Origin of the sequence: Ralstonia sp. RL (assembly GCF_001683835.1) — a bacterium.
Classification (GTDB): Bacteria; Pseudomonadota; Gammaproteobacteria; order Burkholderiales; family Burkholderiaceae; genus Ralstonia; species Ralstonia mannitolilytica.
Map to the genome: position 1 here is coordinate 13,792 of NZ_LWRX01000247.1, position 16,940 is coordinate 30,731.

General features: G+C 65.9%; 14 protein-coding genes. 10 read left to right on the plus strand and 4 right to left on the minus strand.

What is annotated here, in order from left to right; translation table 11 throughout:
* Positions 1 to 3 precede the first annotated feature (3 nt).
* From polA to A6M56_RS22215, 4 genes are all read left to right on the plus strand, one after another.
* Positions 4 to 2,811: a DNA polymerase I gene (gene polA / locus A6M56_RS22200; RefSeq protein WP_045787908.1), complete on the plus strand. Its 2,808-nt coding sequence runs from the start codon at positions 4 to 6 to the stop codon at positions 2,809 to 2,811.
* A gap of 182 nt (positions 2,812 to 2,993) precedes the next feature.
* The gene (locus tag A6M56_RS22205; protein ID WP_045787348.1) at positions 2,994 to 4,319 is read left to right on the plus strand and encodes an NAD(P)/FAD-dependent oxidoreductase; all 1,326 of its coding nucleotides are present in this window, start codon (positions 2,994 to 2,996) and stop codon (positions 4,317 to 4,319) included.
* Positions 4,320 to 4,363: 44 nt separating this feature from the next.
* Positions 4,364 to 5,242, plus strand: coding sequence for a dienelactone hydrolase family protein (locus A6M56_RS22210; protein ID WP_045787347.1), 879 nt, complete (start codon positions 4,364 to 4,366; stop codon positions 5,240 to 5,242).
* A gap of 138 nt (positions 5,243 to 5,380) precedes the next feature.
* A complete protein-coding gene (locus A6M56_RS22215) occupies positions 5,381 to 6,187 on the plus strand; it encodes a ZIP family metal transporter (RefSeq protein WP_062738301.1) in 807 nt (268 codons plus the stop codon).
* A 76-nt stretch (positions 6,188 to 6,263) separates the two neighbouring features.
* On the opposite strand, the gene A6M56_RS22220 is transcribed toward A6M56_RS22215, so the two are convergent.
* From A6M56_RS22220 to A6M56_RS22230, 3 genes are all read right to left on the minus strand, one after another.
* Positions 6,264 to 7,151, minus strand: a complete 888-nt coding sequence (locus A6M56_RS22220; RefSeq protein ID WP_045787346.1) for a sulfurtransferase — start codon at positions 7,149 to 7,151, stop codon at positions 6,264 to 6,266.
* Positions 7,152 to 7,173: 22 nt separating this feature from the next.
* A complete protein-coding gene (locus tag A6M56_RS22225; RefSeq protein ID WP_045787345.1) occupies positions 7,174 to 8,148 on the minus strand; it encodes a DMT family transporter in 975 nt (324 codons plus the stop codon).
* A gap of 82 nt (positions 8,149 to 8,230) precedes the next feature.
* Entirely contained in the window at positions 8,231 to 9,328 is a 1,098-nt protein-coding gene (locus tag A6M56_RS22230; protein WP_045787344.1) for an aromatic ring-hydroxylating oxygenase subunit alpha, read from the minus strand.
* Positions 9,329 to 9,744: 416 nt separating this feature from the next.
* Between A6M56_RS22230 and A6M56_RS22235 the strand changes: the two genes are divergently transcribed.
* The 4 genes from A6M56_RS22235 to folE2 all read left to right on the plus strand — a co-directional run bounded on the left by A6M56_RS22235 (position 9,745) and on the right by folE2 (position 13,955).
* On the plus strand, positions 9,745 to 10,041 hold the full coding sequence (locus A6M56_RS22235; protein ID WP_045787343.1) for an exodeoxyribonuclease VII small subunit: 297 nt from the start codon (positions 9,745 to 9,747) through the stop codon (positions 10,039 to 10,041).
* A complete protein-coding gene (locus tag A6M56_RS22240) occupies positions 10,038 to 10,937 on the plus strand; it encodes a polyprenyl synthetase family protein (protein WP_102079986.1) in 900 nt (299 codons plus the stop codon). The genes A6M56_RS22235 and A6M56_RS22240 overlap by 4 nt, the downstream gene beginning before the upstream one ends.
* Before the next feature lie 56 nt (positions 10,938 to 10,993).
* Complete coding sequence (dxs, locus tag A6M56_RS22245) at positions 10,994 to 12,904, plus strand: 1-deoxy-D-xylulose-5-phosphate synthase (protein WP_102079985.1); 1,911 nt, start codon at positions 10,994 to 10,996, stop codon at positions 12,902 to 12,904.
* Positions 12,905 to 13,148: 244 nt separating this feature from the next.
* Positions 13,149 to 13,955 (plus strand): GTP cyclohydrolase FolE2, encoded by an 807-nt coding sequence (gene folE2 / locus A6M56_RS22250; protein ID WP_045787340.1) that lies wholly within the window; start codon positions 13,149 to 13,151, stop codon positions 13,953 to 13,955.
* Positions 13,956 to 14,003: 48 nt separating this feature from the next.
* Here folE2 and tsaD read toward each other — a convergent pair whose 3' ends face one another.
* Complete coding sequence (gene tsaD / locus A6M56_RS22255) at positions 14,004 to 15,047, minus strand: tRNA (adenosine(37)-N6)-threonylcarbamoyltransferase complex transferase subunit TsaD (RefSeq protein ID WP_102079984.1); 1,044 nt, start codon at positions 15,045 to 15,047, stop codon at positions 14,004 to 14,006.
* A gap of 94 nt (positions 15,048 to 15,141) precedes the next feature.
* Here tsaD and A6M56_RS22260 point away from each other — a divergent pair, with 94 nt between their 5' ends.
* Entirely contained in the window at positions 15,142 to 16,362 is a 1,221-nt protein-coding gene (locus tag A6M56_RS22260; protein ID WP_102079983.1) for a BaiN/RdsA family NAD(P)/FAD-dependent oxidoreductase, read from the plus strand.
* A 121-nt stretch (positions 16,363 to 16,483) separates the two neighbouring features.
* Positions 16,484 to 16,933, plus strand: coding sequence for a GatB/YqeY domain-containing protein (locus tag A6M56_RS22265; RefSeq protein ID WP_045787337.1), 450 nt, complete (start codon positions 16,484 to 16,486; stop codon positions 16,931 to 16,933).
* The last annotated feature ends 7 nt before the right edge of the window (positions 16,934 to 16,940 follow it).

Genomic DNA, 16,940 nt, shown 5'->3' on the forward strand with positions numbered 1-16,940 from the left:
GGAATGTCGGAAAGTCAAGAAACGCTGTTGCTCGTCGATGGCTCGAGTTATCTGTACCGTGCTTATCACGCACTGCCCGACTTGCGAAATGGAGAAGGGTTTCCTACGGGCGCCATCTACGGCATCGTGAACATGCTGCGCAAACTGCGCAGCGACTACCCGGCCAAGTATAGCGCTTGCGTTTTCGACGCCAAAGGCAAGACCTTCCGCGACGACCTTTATCCGGCCTACAAGGAGCACCGCGCGCCCATGCCCGATGACCTGCGCGCGCAGATCGAACCGATCCACGAAGCCGTGCGGGCACTGGGCTGGCCCATCTTGGTGGTCGATGGCGTCGAGGCCGACGACGTGATTGGCACGCTGGCCAAACGTGCCGCCAGGGAAGGCGTTCGCACCATCGTCTCAACGGGTGACAAGGACCTCGCCCAACTGGTGAATGACCACGTCACGCTGGTCAACACCATGACCAACGAAACGCTCGACCCGCCCGGTGTGCTGGCGAAGTTCGGTGTGCCGCCCGAGCGCATCGTCGACTATCTCTCGCTCATCGGCGACACGGTCGACAACGTGCCGGGCGTGCCGAAAGTCGGCCCGAAGACCGCGGTCAAATGGCTGACCGAATTCGGCTCGCTCGACAACATCATCGCGCGGGCGGGCGAGATCAAGGGCGTGGTGGGCGACAACCTGCGCAACACGCTCGAGTGGCTGCCCAAGGGCCGCGAATTGCTGACGGTCAAGGTCGACTGCGACCTCTCGAAGGAAGTGCCGACGTTCGACGCACTCATCGACGGCGGCGAAGACAAGGCCCAGCTCGTCGATTTCTTCAGCCGCTACGGCTTCAAGACGTGGCTGCGCGAGGCCTCGGGTGAAGCGCTGCCGGATACGCGCAGCGTCGGTGCTGCACGCAAGGCGGCAACGCCAGTGAAGAACTACGCTGGCGAGGCCACGCAGCCGCAGGCCAACCTGTTCGACGTGGAAGCGCCGCCGGATGAAGTCCGGTACGAGACCGTGACTACCGAGGCGCAGCTCGAATCGTGGATGCGGCGGCTCGATGAAGTGGACCTCGTCTGCATCGATACCGAGACGACCTCGATCGACCCCATGCTCGCGCAGCTGGTGGGCATTTCGCTCTCGGTCAAGCCGGGCGAGGCATGCTACATCCCGGTCGCGCATCGGGGGCCCGATGTGGCGGGGCTCGACGGCGCGGCGCAACTCTCGCGCGACGCCGTGCTCGCACGCATGAAGCTGTGGCTCGAAGACGAATCGCGCAAGAAGGTCGGTCAGCATCTGAAGTACGACGCGCACGTGTTTGCCAACCACGGCATTGCGCTGCGCGGCATCCTGCACGACACCATGCTCGAATCGTACGTGCTGGAATCGCACCGCAATCACGGCATGGACGCGCTGGCCGAACGCGTGCTGCACCTGAAGACCATCACGTACGAAGCCGTGTGCGGCAAGGGCGCATCGCAGATCGGCTTCGATGAGGTGCCGCTCGATCGCGCGACCGAATACGCGGCCGAAGATGCCGACATCACGCTGCGGCTGCATCGCACGCTGTTCCCCAAGGTGGCGGATGACGAGAAGCTGCGCTACGTCTACGAAGAGATCGAGATGCCGACCTCCATCGTGCTGCAGAAGATGGAGCGCAACGGCGTGCTGGTCGACGGCGAGCGCCTGGCCCGGCAGAGTGCCGAGCTTGGCCAGCGCCTGCTGGAGCTCGAAGAGCAGGCGTTTGCGCTGGCGGGGCAGCCGTTCAACCTGAATTCTCCCAAGCAGATCGGCGAGATCTTCTTCAACCAGCTGAAGCTGCCCATCATCAAGAAGACCGCCAGCGGCGCGCCCTCCACCGATGAAGAGGTGCTGCAGAAGCTCGCCGAGGATTACCCGCTGCCGAAGCTGCTGCTCGATTTCCGGGGGCTCGCCAAGCTCAAGTCGACCTACACCGACAAGCTGCCGAAGATGGTCAATCCGCGCACTGGCCGGGTCCACACCACCTACGGCCAGGCGACGGCGGTCACGGGGCGTCTTGCCTCCACCGAGCCGAACCTGCAGAACATTCCGGTGCGCACCGAAGAAGGGCGGCGCATCCGCGAGGCCTTCATCGCGCCGGAGGGCAGCGTGATCGTTTCGGCCGACTACTCGCAGATCGAGCTTCGCATCATGGCGCATCTGTCGCAGGACGAAGGCCTGTTGCGCGCCTTCCGTGAGGGTCAGGACGTGCACCGCGCGACCGCCGCCGAGGTGTTCAACGTCACGCCGCTGGAGGTGACGCCCGACCAGCGCCGCGTAGCCAAGGTCATCAACTTCGGCCTCATCTACGGCATGAGCGCGTTCGGGCTGGCGAGCAACCTTGGCATTGGCCGCGACGCCGCCAAGCTCTATATCGACCGTTATTTCGCCCGCTATCCCGGCGCCGCGCGCTACATGGACGAAACGCGCCAGACCGCGCGGGAGCGCGGCTATGTGGAAACCGTCTTCGGGCGGCGACTCTGGCTGCCCGACATCAACGGCGGCAACGGCCCGCGCCGCCAGGCGGCCGAGCGCGCCGCCATCAACGCGCCGATGCAGGGCACGGCCGCTGACCTCATCAAGCTGTCGATGCTCGCCGTGCAGGGATGGCTCGAGCGCGATGCGATGCGCTCGCGCCTCGTCATGCAGGTGCACGATGAACTGGTCCTGGAGGTCCCGCAGGATGAGCTGGCCGTCGTGCGCGAGCGGTTGCCGGAACTGATGTGTGGCGTCGCAACACTGCGCGTGCCGTTGGTGGCCGAAGTCGGTGCCGGCGCCAACTGGGAAGAAGCGCACTGAGGCGGCTGCCCGCTTGCCGTTCCGCAAGGCATGGCGTTTGGTTTCCTGCCAAGGCAGTGTGCGTGCGGCCGCAGCATCCATCGCCGATGATCCGCCGTATCCATTGATGCGGGGTTGCGGCGGGTTTTGCGTTGCAGCAGACTGGACGTGATTCCAAAGATTCAAAGCTCCAGGAGAACGGTATGGCAGGGCAGGCCGACGGCGCGGGCGGACCGCGCATTGTGGTGGTGGGCGGCGGCGCGGGCGGGCTCGAACTCGCCACGCGTCTTGGCGACAGGCTCGGCAAGCGGGGCACCGCGCAGATCGTGCTGGTCGATCGCAATCCGACCCATATCTGGAAGCCGCTTCTGCACGAAGTCGCTGCTGGCAGCATGGATCCGAACACGCACCAGCTCGAATACGCCGCGCAGGCGCGCTGGCATGGCTTCGAATTCCAGCAGGGCGAACTGAAGGCGCTCGATCGCGCCGGCAAGACGATCACCGTGTCGGGCTATCTCGATGCCGACGGCACGGAGGTGCTGCCCGAGCGCGCCATTCCGTACGACGTGCTGGTGCTCTCCATTGGCAGCGTGACGCATTTCTTCGGCGTGCCGGGCACCGCTGAACACGCCATCGCGCTCGATACCGCGTCGCAGGCCGAGCGCTTCCGCCGCAAGCTGATCTCTGCCTGCATGCGTGCCCAGAACGGCGTGCCGGGCGCACGCTCGCAGGTCGATATCGCGATCGTGGGCGCCGGTGCGACCGGCGTGGAGTTGTCGGCCGAGCTGCGCAACACGGCGCACGTCCTGGCCGCCTATGGCCTGCACAAGCTGGACCCGCGCCGCGATATCTGCATCCACCTCATCGAGGGCGGGCCGCGCATCCTGCCGGCGCTGTCCGAGCGTGTCTCAGCCGAGACGACCAAGCTGCTTCACAAGCTCAACGTCGACGTCATTACCGGCGAGCGCGTGACGGAAGTCACCGGCACCGCCGTCAATACTGCGAGCGGCAAGTCCATCCCGGCCGATCTGACTGTGTGGGCCGCAGGCATCCGGGCGCCGTCGGTGCTGGGTGAGTTGGGCCTGCCGGTCAACAAGCTGGGGCAGGTGATCGTCTCGCGCACGCTGCAGGTCGACGGCGAAGAGACGATCTATGCGTTTGGCGATTGCGCCAGCTGCCCATGGCCCGAAACGTCGGGCAGCGTGCCGCCGCGCGCCCAGGCCGCGCACCAGCAGGCGACGTATCTGTTCAAGGCGCTGCGTTTGCGGCTTGAAGGCAAACCGGCCGAGCCGTTCGCGTTCAAGGATCTCGGCTCGCTCGTCTCGCTGGGGCACTTCAGCGCCGTGGGGAGCCTCATGGGCGGCCTGATCGGCGGCTCGATGTTCATCGAGGGGTTGATGGCCCGGCTGATGTACACCTCGCTGTATCGCATGCACGTGATGGCGCTGCACGGCTTTATACGCATGGCGCTCGATACGGTCACGCACTGGCTGCGCAGCAAGACGAATCCGCGCGTCAAGCTACACTAGCCGCTTCGTCCACCGTAACCGCCCGAGGGCGTGAGGAGAGTGCGATGCAGCTTGAAGCAGAAGTGGAGAGTCTGGTACCCGGCCGCAGCTTCGATCGGCGCGGCTTCATGAAGACGGCGCTGGGTTCGGCGTTTGCGGCAGCGGCCTTGCCGGTGTCCGCACAGGCCATCAAGACCGATTTCAATGGCTTGACGGCCGGCGAGGTCACGGTGCCGGTGGGCGACTTCAAGATGCCCGCCTACCGCGCCCAGCCGGAGGGCAAGACGAAGCTGCCCGTGGTGATCGTGGTCAGCGAGATCTTCGGTGTGCACGAGTACATCGCCGATGTCTGCCGGCGCTTCGCCAAGCTCGGCTATCTCGCCATCGCGCCGGAGCTGTTCGTGCGCCAAGGCGACCCGCAGTCGATCGCGACGATCAGCGAGCTACAGGAGAAGATCATCTCCAAGGTGCCCGACGCGCAGGTGACGGGCGACCTGGAGGCCACGGTGGCGTGGGTCAAGCAGAACGGCGGCGACGCCGCGCGCATCGGCATCACCGGTTTCTGCTGGGGCGGCCGCCAGACCTGGCTGTTTGCCGAACACAGCCCCGATATCAAGGCGGCGGTGGCATGGTATGGCCACCTGAAGGGCAATCCCAGTGCGCTGCAGCCGGCGTTTCCGATCGACCGTGTCGACGAGCTCAAGGCCCCCGTGCTGGGCCTGTACGGCGCCAAGGACACCGGCATCACGCAGGATGCCGTCAACGCCATGAAGCAGGCGCTCGAGCATTCCAAGAACCCGAAGGCCCGCGCGTCGCGCATCATCGTCTATCCGAATTCCGGCCACGCGTTCCATGCCGACTACCGGCCCAGCTACGTCAAGGCGGATGCGGAAGACGGCTGGAAGAAGTGCGTCGCCTGGTTCAAGGACCACGGCGTGGAATAGGCCGCGTCCGCTGCTTGCACGACGGCCCCATGCCATCGCTTGGGGCCTTTTGTATTTGGTTGCGCTGGCAAAGGACGGCAAACGGGCATACAATGCGTGCCTTCTTGCAACTGTGTTGCGTTTGTCGGCTCCCGCCACATGACCCTCGATACCACCCTGTTAGGCATCCTCCTGGCCACCGCACTGTCGGGCATCGGCAGCATGGCCGGCGCCGCCGTGCTTTCGCTGACCGTGCTGGCGCGCGTGGTCGATCGCATGGTCAGCTTTTCGGTCGGTGTGCTGCTGGCAACGTCGCTGCTGCATTCCCTGCCTGAGGCATTTGAGGCGCACCACGGCGTCGTGCCGAACACACACGCGCTGTTCGCCACGCTGCTCGCGGGGCTGCTGGGCTTTTTCCTGCTCGAGAAGATCTCGCTGATCCGCCACTCGCATCACCATGAGGGCGACGGGCATGGCCACCACCACGGACATGATCGGCAGGAGGCCGGGCGCAGCGGGCTCATGATTCTGGTGGGCGACGGGCTGCACAATTTTTCCGACGGCATTGTCATTGCGGCTGCGTTCCTGGCGGACATCAAGGTCGGCATCGTGACGGCCCTGGCGATTGCCGCGCACGAAATCCCGCAGGAGATCGGCGACTTCATGGTGCTGCTGAACGCAGGCTTCTCGAAGACGCGTGCCTTTGTCTACAACCTGCTGTGCAGCGTCTGTGCACTGGTGGGGGCCGTGCTGGGCTACTACCTGCTCGACCGTCTGACGTCATGGATCCCGTATGTGCTGGTGGTTGCGTCGAGCAGCTTCATCTACATCGCCGTGTGCGATCTGATGCCGCAGATGAAGCGGCGGCCGCGCTGGCAGGAATCCGCCGTGCAGGTCGCGCTGATCGTCGCCGGGGTCGGGATGATCTTCCTGCTCACGGAAGGCCTGCACGGACACGCGCACTGAGCGCCCGAATCAGGCGAGGAAAAAAGCCCGGTCCATGCCGGGCATTTTTCCGGTGGCATCCAGGCGCCTTGGGGCGTCAGGGGTTCGGTCCCGTGGCGACCGGGCGCGATGGATCGGCGCACCACTCGCTCCATGAGCCCGCGTACAGCGCCGCGCCCTGGAGGCCGGCAATTTCCATCGCCAGCGCGTTGTGGCATGCCGTCACGCCGGAGCCGCATTGCAGCATGGCGTCTTCGGGCTTGGCGCCGGCCAGCACGCCGGCAAACTCGGCGCGTAATTGTTCGGCCGGTTTGAATGTGCCGTCGGCACGCAGGTTGTCGCGGAAGAACCGGTTGCGAGCGCCGGGGATGTGTCCGCCGACCGGATCGAGCGTCTCGTTCTCGCCGCGGTAGCGGTCCGGCGCGCGGGCATCGATGATGGGCTTGCCAGGCTGCCCGAGATACTTCTGGACGATATCCACCGTCACCAGCGGCGCAAGCGACGGCTTGCGCGTCAGGTTGCCCGGGGCAGCCACCAGCTGCGGCTCTTCAGGCACGACGTTTTCGACGGGATAGTGCCCGGCCTCCCACGCCTGCAGGCCGCCGTCGAGCACGGCCACGTCGGCGTGGCCGACCCAGCGCAGCAGCCACCACAGCCGGGCGGCATACATGCTGCCCTGGCGGTCATAGGCGACGACTTGCGAATCGTCGTTCACGCCCAGCGCCTGCAGCCGGGCGACGAGCGCGTCGGCATCGGGCAGCGGATGCCGGCCGTTGGTGCCCGTCTTGGGGCCGGACAGCTCGTTGTCGAGGTGCAAGTAGAACGCGCCACGGATGTGCTTGGCGTGATACGCCTCGCGTCCGGCGGCCGGGTCGGCCAGGTCGAAGCTGCAATCGATGACGACAACGCTCTGCGGCGCGCTTTGCTGCAGCGCGGCCAGTTGCGGCGCGGTGATGAGGGTGGCGTAGTGAGCGCGTTCGCTCATGGCGGCAATCTCCGGGGTTCGATCAAACTTCTGGGTGAATCTCGGCTTCCGGGCCGGACACGGCGGTCTGTGGCGTCGGATGCTCGCTGCCCGACTGGCGGGCCCGCATGATCGTGGTCACGATGCCGCTCCCGATGATGAGCGCCATGCCCGCCCACGACAACGCGTTCAGGTGGTCGTGCCACAACAACATACCCCAACCGCTCGCAAACACGATGCCGGTGTACTGGAGGTTGGCCGTCAGCAGCGTATTGCCGCGCTTGTAGGCGCGCGTCATGGCAGTCTGGCCTAGCGTGGCGAGCAGGCCAACGGCCAGCAGCAGTCCCGCGCTTGCCCACGTATGCGGCTGTGCGCCGCCAATCAGCATCCACACGCCGCCCGCCACCGCGCTCACCAGCGAGAAGTAGAAGACGATGCGCGCCTCGTTCTCGCCCAGGTCGCCCAGTTGGCGGACCTCCACATAGGCGAGGGCGGTAAATACGCCGGACACCAGCCCGACCATGCCACCGGTCATCTGCGACGGCCCGACACTGGGCTGCAGCAGGCAGATCACCCCGATGAACGACATCAGGATCGCTGTCACCATCTTGCGATCGGCGCCGCCCGGCTTGCCGGCCAGCGTGGCGCCCGCGCCGATGATCAGCGCAATCCACACCGGCGACATGTAGTTCAGCGTCATGGCCGTCGCCAGCGGCAGCAGGCTGATGGAGGTGAACCACAGCAGCAGCGACGTCACGCCGAACACGCTGCGCTTGATGTGCGACGTGAGATACGGCGTACGGATGCCAGCGCCCGTGCGGTACAGCACGGCGCCCATCAGCGCCATGCCGATCACGCTGCGGTAGAAGACGATTTCGCCGGTGCTGTAGTGCGCCGAGGCGAGCTTGACGCATACGCCCATCGCAGAAAACGCGAAAGCCGCAAGGATCATCCACAACGACTGGCGGGAGGAACTGGTGGCCGTCTGGGCGGCTTCGACTGCAGTATCGGCGGGCATGGGCGAAGGGCAAAAAAAACGGCGCAGGCCACAAGGGCTGCACCGTTCGTATTGTGACGCGGAAGGCGGCGGATGCCTATGGTCAGTAATCCATGACGCGGCGATACCATTCGTGAAAGTGCTGCATGCCGTCTTCCATGGGGGACTGATACGGGCCGACTTCGCTCGTGCCGCGCTTGAGCAGCGCCAGGCGGCCGGCGTCCATGCGTTCGGCGATCTCGTCGTCTTCGATGCAGGTTTCCATGTAGGCGGCCCGTTCGGCCTCCACGAACTCGCGCTCGAACAGGACGATCTCTTCCGGGTAGTAGAACTCGACCACGTTGCGGGTCTTGGCCGGGCCCATCGGATGCAGGGTCGAGACCACCAGCACGTTCGGATACCACTCGACCATCACGTTCGGGTAGTACGTGAGCCAGATCGCGCCGTACTTGGGCATCTCACCGTTGTTGAAGCGCAGCACGGCGTCGTGCCACTTCTGGTACGCCGGTGTGCCTGGCTTGCGCAAATTGGCGTGGATGCCGACGGTCTGCACGCTGTGCCACTCGCCGAATTCCCATTGCAGGTCGTCACACGAGACGAACTGGCCCAGACCGGGGTGGAAGGGCACGACGTGGTAGTCCTCGAGGTACACCTCGATGAAGGTCTTCCAGTTGTAGTTGCAGTCGTGCACCTCGACGTGGTCGAGCATGTAGCCGGAGAAGTCGAGATCGCGCGCCACGCCCAGGCGGGCCAAGTCATTGCGGACATCGCGTTTGCCCTCGAACAGCAGGCCGTTCCAGTTCTGCAGCGGCGAGCGCGACAGGTGCACGCACGGCTGCTGCGCGAAATGCGGCGCGCCCAGAAGCTCGCCCTTGAGATCGTACGTCCAGCGGTGCAGCGGACACACGATGTTCTGGGCATTGCCGCGCCCATTGAGCATGATGGCCTGCCGATGCCGGCACACGTTGGAGAGCAGTTCGACGCCGTTCGGGTTGCGGACCAGCACGCGGCCTTCGGATTCGGCGGCGAGCGTGTGGTAGTCACCCACCTCCGGAACCATCAGCTCGTGGCCGACATAGCCCGGGCCCTGCTTGAACAGACGTTCGATTTCAGTTTGATACAGCGCCTCGTCAAAGTATGCAGAGACGGGCAACTGGGTTTCAGACGGCACCAGGTTCAGTGCGGTGCTGAGATTGGACATTATCCCCACTCCCAATAACGGTGAAAGCAGTGAACAACCCAACCATCGAAAAGATCGATTTGGGAAAGGACGCCATCGGCGGGCGGCTCAAGGTCTGTTGAAATGAAAAAACGAGCGCTGCCGGCCCCCGCTTGGGCCAACGACCATACGCTTGATGGGCCAACAGACCCGAACCACCGGTACGGGGCGGTGTATGCCGGCCCGGCCTTTGGAGGAAAGGGGGGGATTGTACCCCAGGGAAATCGATAAGTCCCTGATTTTTCGTCGCCTTTCGGCTGCCGGCCGGTCCTGCCGGTGTCCGCCGCCGTCGCCGCCGCTTCCAACCGCCCAGAAGCCGCCGCCCTGCGCCATATGCGCAGAACGCACGCCGATTTGCCGTAAAATGCCGGATTGTCCTTCTCTCATTCGCAACCGGCATGCCCCGTGCCTCTAACGACGCCTCCGCCGCTGCCGGCGACGCGTCCGCCACTCCCGCCGCAGCCCCGGCATCTTATGAAGCGGCCATGGCCGAGCTCGAAACCCTGGTCGCCAGCATGGAATCCGGTGAACTGCCGCTGGAGGCCTCGCTTGCGGCGTATCGCCGCGGGGCCGAGCTGGTCCGGTATTGCCAGCAGGTGCTGGAGCGCGTGGAGCAGCAGGTGCGCGTGCTCGATGGCGACGCCCTGAAGCCGCTGGCCGACGACGGCAGCCCGAACGAGCAGGCCGGCGCATGACCGACTTCTCGCAATGGATGGCGTCGGTGGTGGCGCGGACCGAAGAGGCGCTCGACCGCGCCCTGCCCGCCGAAACCGTATCGCCGCAGCGCCTGCATGCCGCCATGCGGTATGCCGCCCTGGGCGGCGGCAAGCGCGTGCGGCCGCTCCTGGCACATGCCGCCGGTGCGCTGGGTGACGCATCGCCCGAGGCGCTCGATGGCGTGAGTTGCGCAGTGGAAATGATCCACGCCTACTCGCTGGTCCACGACGACATGCCATGCATGGACGACGATGACCTGCGCCGCGGCCGCCCGACCGTGCATCGCGCCTATGATGAAGCGACGGCCCTGCTGGTGGGCGACGCCTTGCAGACGCAGGCCTTCGCCGTGCTGGCCGAGCTGGACCCGGTCGCCCCGGCCATGCGGGCCGCGTTGGTCAGTGAGTTGGCGCGCGCTTCGGGGTCGGTCGGCATGGCGGGCGGGCAGGCAATCGACCTGCAAAGTGTTGGCGTGGCGCTGTCGCAAGACGCCCTGGAAGCGATGCATCGCATGAAGACCGGCGCGCTGCTGCGGGCGAGCCTGCGTATGGGGGCGCTCTGTGCGGGTGTGCAGGCCGGGGCACTGCAGCAGGTGGATGCCTACGCGGCTGCCGTTGGGCTGGCGTTCCAGGTCGTCGACGACATCCTCGACGTGACGGCCGACACGGCGACGCTCGGCAAGACGGCTGGCAAGGACGAGGCCAATGACAAACCGACCTATGTGTCCATCCTGGGGCTCGATCAGGCCCGTGCGCTGGCGGACGAGCTGCATGCCGCGGCCGTCGCGGCGGTCGCGCGGCTGGCCCGCGAAGCCGGCGAGGCGCGCACCGTACGGTTGGCCGAGATGGCCGACCTGATCGTGCGGCGTGGCCACTGAACAACATCGCATAGACGTTAGAAGTCTTTGCCAAAACGCCAAAGCGGCGGTCCCACATGACGTACGAACTTCTGAACACCATCGACGACCCGGCCGACCTGCGCCGCCTGGACCGTCGCCAGCTCGGGCCCCTGGCGGATGAGCTGCGCGCCTTCGTGCTCGATTCCGTCTCCCAGACGGGCGGCCATCTGTCGTCCAACCTCGGCACGGTGGAGCTGACCATCGCGCTGCACTACGTCTTCAACACGCCGGAAGACCGCATCGTGTGGGACGTCGGCCACCAGAGCTATCCGCACAAGATCCTCACCGGGCGCCGTGACCAGATGAGCACGCTGCGCCAGCTGGACGGCATCTCCGGCTTCCCGCGCCGCAGCGAAAGCCCGTACGACACGTTCGGCACGGCGCACTCGTCCACGTCGATTTCCGCCGCGCTGGGCATGGCGCTGGGCGCAAAGACCAACGGTGAACAGCGTGTCGCCATTGCCGTCATCGGTGACGGTGCGATGAGCGCCGGCATGGCCTTCGAGGCCATGAACAACGCGGGCGTCTACAAAGACCTGCCGCTGGTGGTGGTGCTCAACGACAACGACATGTCGATCTCGCCGCCGGTGGGGGCGCTCAACCGCTACCTGGCGCGGCTGATGAGCGGCCAGTTCTACGCGGCGACCAAGAAGGGGGTGGAGAAGCTGCTGTCGGTGGCGCCGCCGGTGCTCGAATTCGCCAAACGCTTCGAGGAGCACGCCAAGGGCATGCTCGTGCCGGCCACGATGTTCGAAGAGTTCGGCTTCAATTACATCGGCCCGATCGATGGACACGACCTCGAATCGCTCGTGCCGACGCTGCAGAACATCCGCCAACGCGCGCTGGAAGGCGGTGGTCCGCAGTTCCTCCACGTGGTCACCAAGAAGGGCCAGGGCTACAAGCTGGCCGAGGCGGACCCGATCCTGTATCACGGCCCCGGCAAGTTCAATCCGCAGGAAGGCATCAAACCGTCCGCACGCCCGGCCAAGGTGACGTACACGCAGGTGTTCGGGCAATGGCTGTGCGACATGGCCGCAGCCGACAAGCGCCTGATCGGCATCACGCCCGCCATGCGCGAGGGCTCGGGCATGGTCGAGTTCGAACAGCGCTTTCCCGACCGCTATTACGACGTCGGCATCGCCGAGCAGCACGCCGTCACGTTCGCTGGCGGCCTGGCCTGCGAGGGTCTGAAGCCCGTCGTCGCGATCTATTCGACGTTCCTGCAGCGCGGGTATGACCAGCTGATCCACGACGTGGCGCTGCAGAACCTGCCGGTGGTGTTTGCGCTGGACCGCGCCGGCCTGGTCGGCGCGGACGGGGCTACGCACGCCGGCGCGTACGACATTGCGTATCTGCGTTGCATCCCGAACATGATGGTGATGACGCCGGCCGACGAGAACGAATGCCGCCGGCTGTTGAACACGGCATTCGCGCAGGATTGCCCGACGGCGGTGCGCTATCCGCGCGGCGCCGGCCCGGGCGTTGCGGTGGAGCCCACGTTGGAGCCGCTGCCGCTTGGCAAGGCGGAGGTCCGCCGTGCATCCGCGGCGCCTGCGGGCCAGCGCGTGGCAATCCTGGCGTTTGGCTCGATGGTGGCTCCCGCCACCGCCGCTGCCGAGCGCCTCGATGCGACCGTGGTGAACATGCGCTTCGTCAAACCGCTGGACGCCGCTTGCGTGCTGGACATGGCACGCACGCACGATTACGTGGTGACGGTGGAGGAAGGCTGCGTGATGGGCGGCGCCGGCAGCGCCTGCGTCGAAGCGCTGGCCGCGGCCGGTGTCGCCACGCCGGTGCTCCAGCTTGGATTGCCTGACCGCTTCGTCGATCACGGCGACCATGCGGCGCTGCTCGCGCAATGTGGGCTCGACGCCAACGGCATCCTCGCCTCCATCCGCGAGCGTTTTGCCGTACAGCCGCGAGCCACGGCCGCGCGTGTTGCCTGAGCAACACATCATGCATAGGCAGAATCAATCACCCGTATTGCTTCTGCGGGTTTGAGTAGTTGACTGCAGAGGTGGGAAATTTCCCTTACACTCCGCCAGTCCATTTTGTGAATTGTGTGCGCAGTCGCGGGATGGGTTGAGACGATCACTTGAGGGGTGGTCTCGATCAGCCAGGTTCCGCGGTTTCACACTCGTTGCGTTCCGGTCGACTGCGATGGCCGGGCGACCGTAAAGGAAACCGATCATGAACGATATGAACCCGGCCTTCGCCATGCCGGACGTGCAGTCCAGCCACGATACCCGCCAGATTCCGATCCAGCGCGTTGGCGTGCGCGGGGTGCGTTACCCGATGTCGCTGCAGACGCCGTCGGGCGTGCAGAACACCGTGGGCACGTTCAACCTGGACGTGCACCTGCCGGCCGACCAGAAGGGCACGCACATGTCGCGTTTCGTCGCGCTGCTCGAAGAAGAGCGCGAGCCGCTGAACCTGGCCCAGTTCCAGTTGCTGCTGGAAAAGATGCTGGAGAAGCTCGAGGCCGACGCCGGCCGTATCGAAGTCCACTTCCCGTATTTCGTCAGCAAGACGGCCCCGGTGTCGGGCGTGCAGTCGCTGATGGACTATGAGGTGACGATGATCGGCGAAGTGCGCAACGGCCATACCACGGTCCGCGTCAAGGCGCTGGTGCCGGTCACGAGCCTGTGCCCGTGCTCGAAGAAGATCTCGCAGTACGGCGCGCACAACCAGCGTTCGCACATCACGATCGACGCCGAACTGGCGGCCGACACGCCCGTCGAAGCGCTGATCCGCATGGCTGAAGAAGAAGCCTCGTGCGAACTGTGGGGCCTGCTCAAGCGCCCGGACGAGAAGTTCGTGACCGAGCGTGCGTACGAAAACCCGAAGTTCGTGGAAGACCTGGTGCGCGATATCGCCATGCGCCTGAACCAGGACGACCGCATCGTCGCCTACACGCTGGAAGCCGAGAACTTCGAATCGATTCACAACCACAGCGCCTATGCGCTGATCGAGCGCGACAAGCGCACGGACAAGTGATCGACGCGCCGCGCTGCAAGAAACAGCCGCTCATCCGAGCGGCTTTTTTCATGCGGGGTGGATGCGGATGTCTTCGAGGTCCCATCGGGGCGTGACGCCGAAGCCGTAGCCGTCCTGCACCTGCGCAGGGTCTGCCTGCAGCCGCATCGCGCCGGCAAACGCGATCATCGCGCCGTTGTCGGTACAGAACTGCAGGTCGGGGTAGTACACACGCAGGCCGCGCTTCTTGCCTTCAGCGTTGAGCCCCTCGCGTAACTGGCGGTTGGCGCCCACGCCGCCAGCCACGACGATGCGCTTGAGGCCATGCTCGCGCGCCGCCCGCAGCGTCTTGCTGACGAGTACTTCAACGATCGCATCGACAAACGCGCGGGCAAGGTCGGCGCGCGGCTGGTAGCAGGTTTCGCTGTCGGTCAGGTTCAGCTTGCGCACTTGCGTGAGCACCGCCGTCTTCAGTCCCGCGAACGAGAAATCGAAATTGCCCGAGTGCAACATCGGCCGGGGCAGGTCGAACACCCCTGGGTTGCCGAATTCGGCCAGGCGCGACACCGCCGGGCCGCCGGGGTAGCCGAGGCCGAGCAGCTTGGCGGTCTTGTCGAACGCCTCGCCGGCCGCGTCGTCGAGCGTTTCGCCAAGCAGCGTGTACTGGCCGACGCCGTCGACGCGCATCAACTGCGTGTGCCCGCCCGAAACGAGCAGCGCCAGGAACGGAAACTCGGGCCGGTCGGCCTCCAGCAGCGGCGAGAGCAGATGGCCCTCGAGGTGATGCACGCCCACCACCGGTTTGCCCAGCGCAAACGCCAGGGCGTTCGCCACCGAGGCGCCGACAAGCAGCGCGCCCGCCAGCCCTGGGCCCTTCGTGTAGGCAATCGCATCGATGTCGGCGGGCGTGGCGCCTGCCTTGCCCAGCACTTCCTCCAGTAGCGGGATCACACGACGGATGTGGTCGCGCGAGGCCAGTTCCGGCACCACGCCGCCGTATTCGCGGTGCATCGCGATCTGCGAATACAGCGCGTGCGCGCGCAGCCCGGCGGCCGTGTCGTACAGGGCGACGCCGGTTTCGTCACAGGAAGATTCGATGCCGAGGACCAGCATGGCGTGTGAAGGAAGAAATCCGTAGGGAGGCGCCGAAGATAGCACAAGCTAAAATGCGCGGTTTTCAGGCATAGACAGAGGCGGCGCGGCGATCATGATGCGGTGCGATGTGGCGGTGATCGGCGCGGGCGCGGCCGGGATGATGTGCGCGGCCGTGGCCGGGCAGCGGGGCGCGCGCGTGGTGCTGATCGACCACGCGACCCGGCTCGCCGAGAAGATCCGCATCTCGGGCGGCGGCCGGTGCAACTTCACCAACGTCAACGCGGGGCCGGCCAATTACCTGTCGAACAACCCGCATTTCTGCCGCTCCGCGCTGGCGCGGTACACGGCGCAGGATTTCATCCGCCTCGTTTCCAGCTACCGCATCCCGTATCACGAGAAGCACAAGGGCCAGCTTTTCTGCGACGACAGCGCCGAAGACATCATCCGCATGCTCGAAGCCGAGTGCGAGAAGGGCGGCGTCCTCTGGCGCACCGGCTGCTCCATTGCTGAGGTCGGCAAGGCGGGCGATGCGTATCGGCTTTCAACCAGCGCGGGGGAGATCGTCGCGCGCAAGCTGGTGATCGCCACGGGCGGGCTGTCCATTCCCAAGATCGGCGCGACGGATTTTGGCTATCGCGTTGCGCGCCAGTTCGGGCTGAAGATCGTCGAGACGCATCCGGCGCTGGTCCCGCTCACGTTCAACGCCGAGCACTGGGCGCCGTTCTCGGCGCTGTCCGGGGTGTCGATGGAAGTGGATGTGACCGTCGCGCAGCAGGCGGGCAAGGGCCGCAAGGGCGGCGCCACCACGTTTCGCGAAGACCTGCTGCTCACGCACCGCGGCCTGTCCGGCCCGGCCATTCTCCAGATTTCGAGCTTCTGGAATGCAGGCCAGCCGCTGGCCATCGATCTGCTGCCCGACACGGACGCCGCGCAGTGGCTGTGCGACGAGAAGTCGGGCTCGCGCAAGCAGCTCGGGACGGTGCTGGCGCAACGACTGCCGGAACGCGTGGCGCAGGCCTGGTGCGCCACGCATGGCGCCAACCCGCATGCGCCGATTGCCGAGCTACCCGACAAACTGCTGCGTGCGCTTGGTGCGGCCCTCAATCGATGGGAGCTGACGCCGTCGGGCAGCGAGGGCTACCGCAAGGCCGAGGTCACGCGCGGCGGCGTGGATACGCGTGCGCTGTCCTCCACGACCATGGAGGCGCAGGGCGCACCCGGCCTTTACTTCATCGGTGAGGTCGTCGACGTGACGGGGTGGCTCGGGGGCTACAACTTCCAGTGGGCGTGGGCCTCTGCCGTGGCGGCGGGGGAGGCCGTGTCTGCCGCTTGACGCCGCGGACGGGGCCGGGAACCGTCCTGGTTCTGTGCTACGATCAGCGATCCACTTTTCTACGTTTGCAACCCGCTGGGCCAGCCGCTCAAGCGGGTTTTGCCGTTTATCGGAGTTCGGAATGTCCCTCAAGGCACAGATCACGGAAGACATGAAGGCCGCCATGCGCGCCAAGGAAATGGATCGTCTGGGCACGATCCGCCTGCTGCAGGCCGCCATCAAGCAGCGCGAGGTCGATGAGCGCATCGAGCTCGATGACGCCGCCGTGCTGGCCGTGGTGGACAAGATGATCAAGCAGCGCAAGGACTCCATCGCCGCGTTCGAGCAGGCCGGCCGCGACGACCTCGTCGCAAAGGAAGCCGCGGAAGTCGCCGTGCTGCAGGTCTACATGCCGGCGCAGCTGTCCGAAGCGGAAGTCGATGCCGCGGTGCGCGAGGCCGTAGCCCGGGCCGGTGCCGCCGGTCCGCAGGACATGGGCAAGGTGATGGGCATCCTCAAGCCGGCCCTCGCCGGCCGCGCCGACATGACGCAAGTCTCCGCCCGCGTGAAGGCGGTGCTTGCCGGCGCCTGATCCTGCC

Bases quoted from the DNA above. Each gene is read 5' to 3' on its own strand.
- polA (WP_045787908.1), top strand. From the start codon at position 4: ATGTCGGAAAGTCAAGAAACGCTGTTGCTCGTCGATGGCTCGAGTTAT.
- A6M56_RS22205 (WP_045787348.1), top strand. From the start codon at position 2,994: ATGGCAGGGCAGGCCGACGGCGCGGGCGGACCGCGCATTGTGGTGGTG.
- A6M56_RS22210 (WP_045787347.1), top strand. From the start codon at position 4,364: ATGCAGCTTGAAGCAGAAGTGGAGAGTCTGGTACCCGGCCGCAGCTTC.
- A6M56_RS22215 (WP_062738301.1), top strand. From the start codon at position 5,381: ATGACCCTCGATACCACCCTGTTAGGCATCCTCCTGGCCACCGCACTG.
- A6M56_RS22220 (WP_045787346.1), bottom strand. From the start codon at position 7,151: ATGAGCGAACGCGCTCACTACGCCACCCTCATCACCGCGCCGCAACTG.
- A6M56_RS22225 (WP_045787345.1), bottom strand. From the start codon at position 8,148: ATGCCCGCCGATACTGCAGTCGAAGCCGCCCAGACGGCCACCAGTTCC.
- A6M56_RS22230 (WP_045787344.1), bottom strand. From the start codon at position 9,328: ATGTCCAATCTCAGCACCGCACTGAACCTGGTGCCGTCTGAAACCCAG.
- A6M56_RS22235 (WP_045787343.1), top strand. From the start codon at position 9,745: ATGCCCCGTGCCTCTAACGACGCCTCCGCCGCTGCCGGCGACGCGTCC.
- A6M56_RS22240 (WP_102079986.1), top strand. From the start codon at position 10,038: ATGACCGACTTCTCGCAATGGATGGCGTCGGTGGTGGCGCGGACCGAA.
- dxs (WP_102079985.1), top strand. From the start codon at position 10,994: ATGACGTACGAACTTCTGAACACCATCGACGACCCGGCCGACCTGCGC.
- folE2 (WP_045787340.1), top strand. From the start codon at position 13,149: ATGAACGATATGAACCCGGCCTTCGCCATGCCGGACGTGCAGTCCAGC.
- tsaD (WP_102079984.1), bottom strand. From the start codon at position 15,047: ATGCTGGTCCTCGGCATCGAATCTTCCTGTGACGAAACCGGCGTCGCC.
- A6M56_RS22260 (WP_102079983.1), top strand. From the start codon at position 15,142: ATGATGCGGTGCGATGTGGCGGTGATCGGCGCGGGCGCGGCCGGGATG.
- A6M56_RS22265 (WP_045787337.1), top strand. From the start codon at position 16,484: ATGTCCCTCAAGGCACAGATCACGGAAGACATGAAGGCCGCCATGCGC.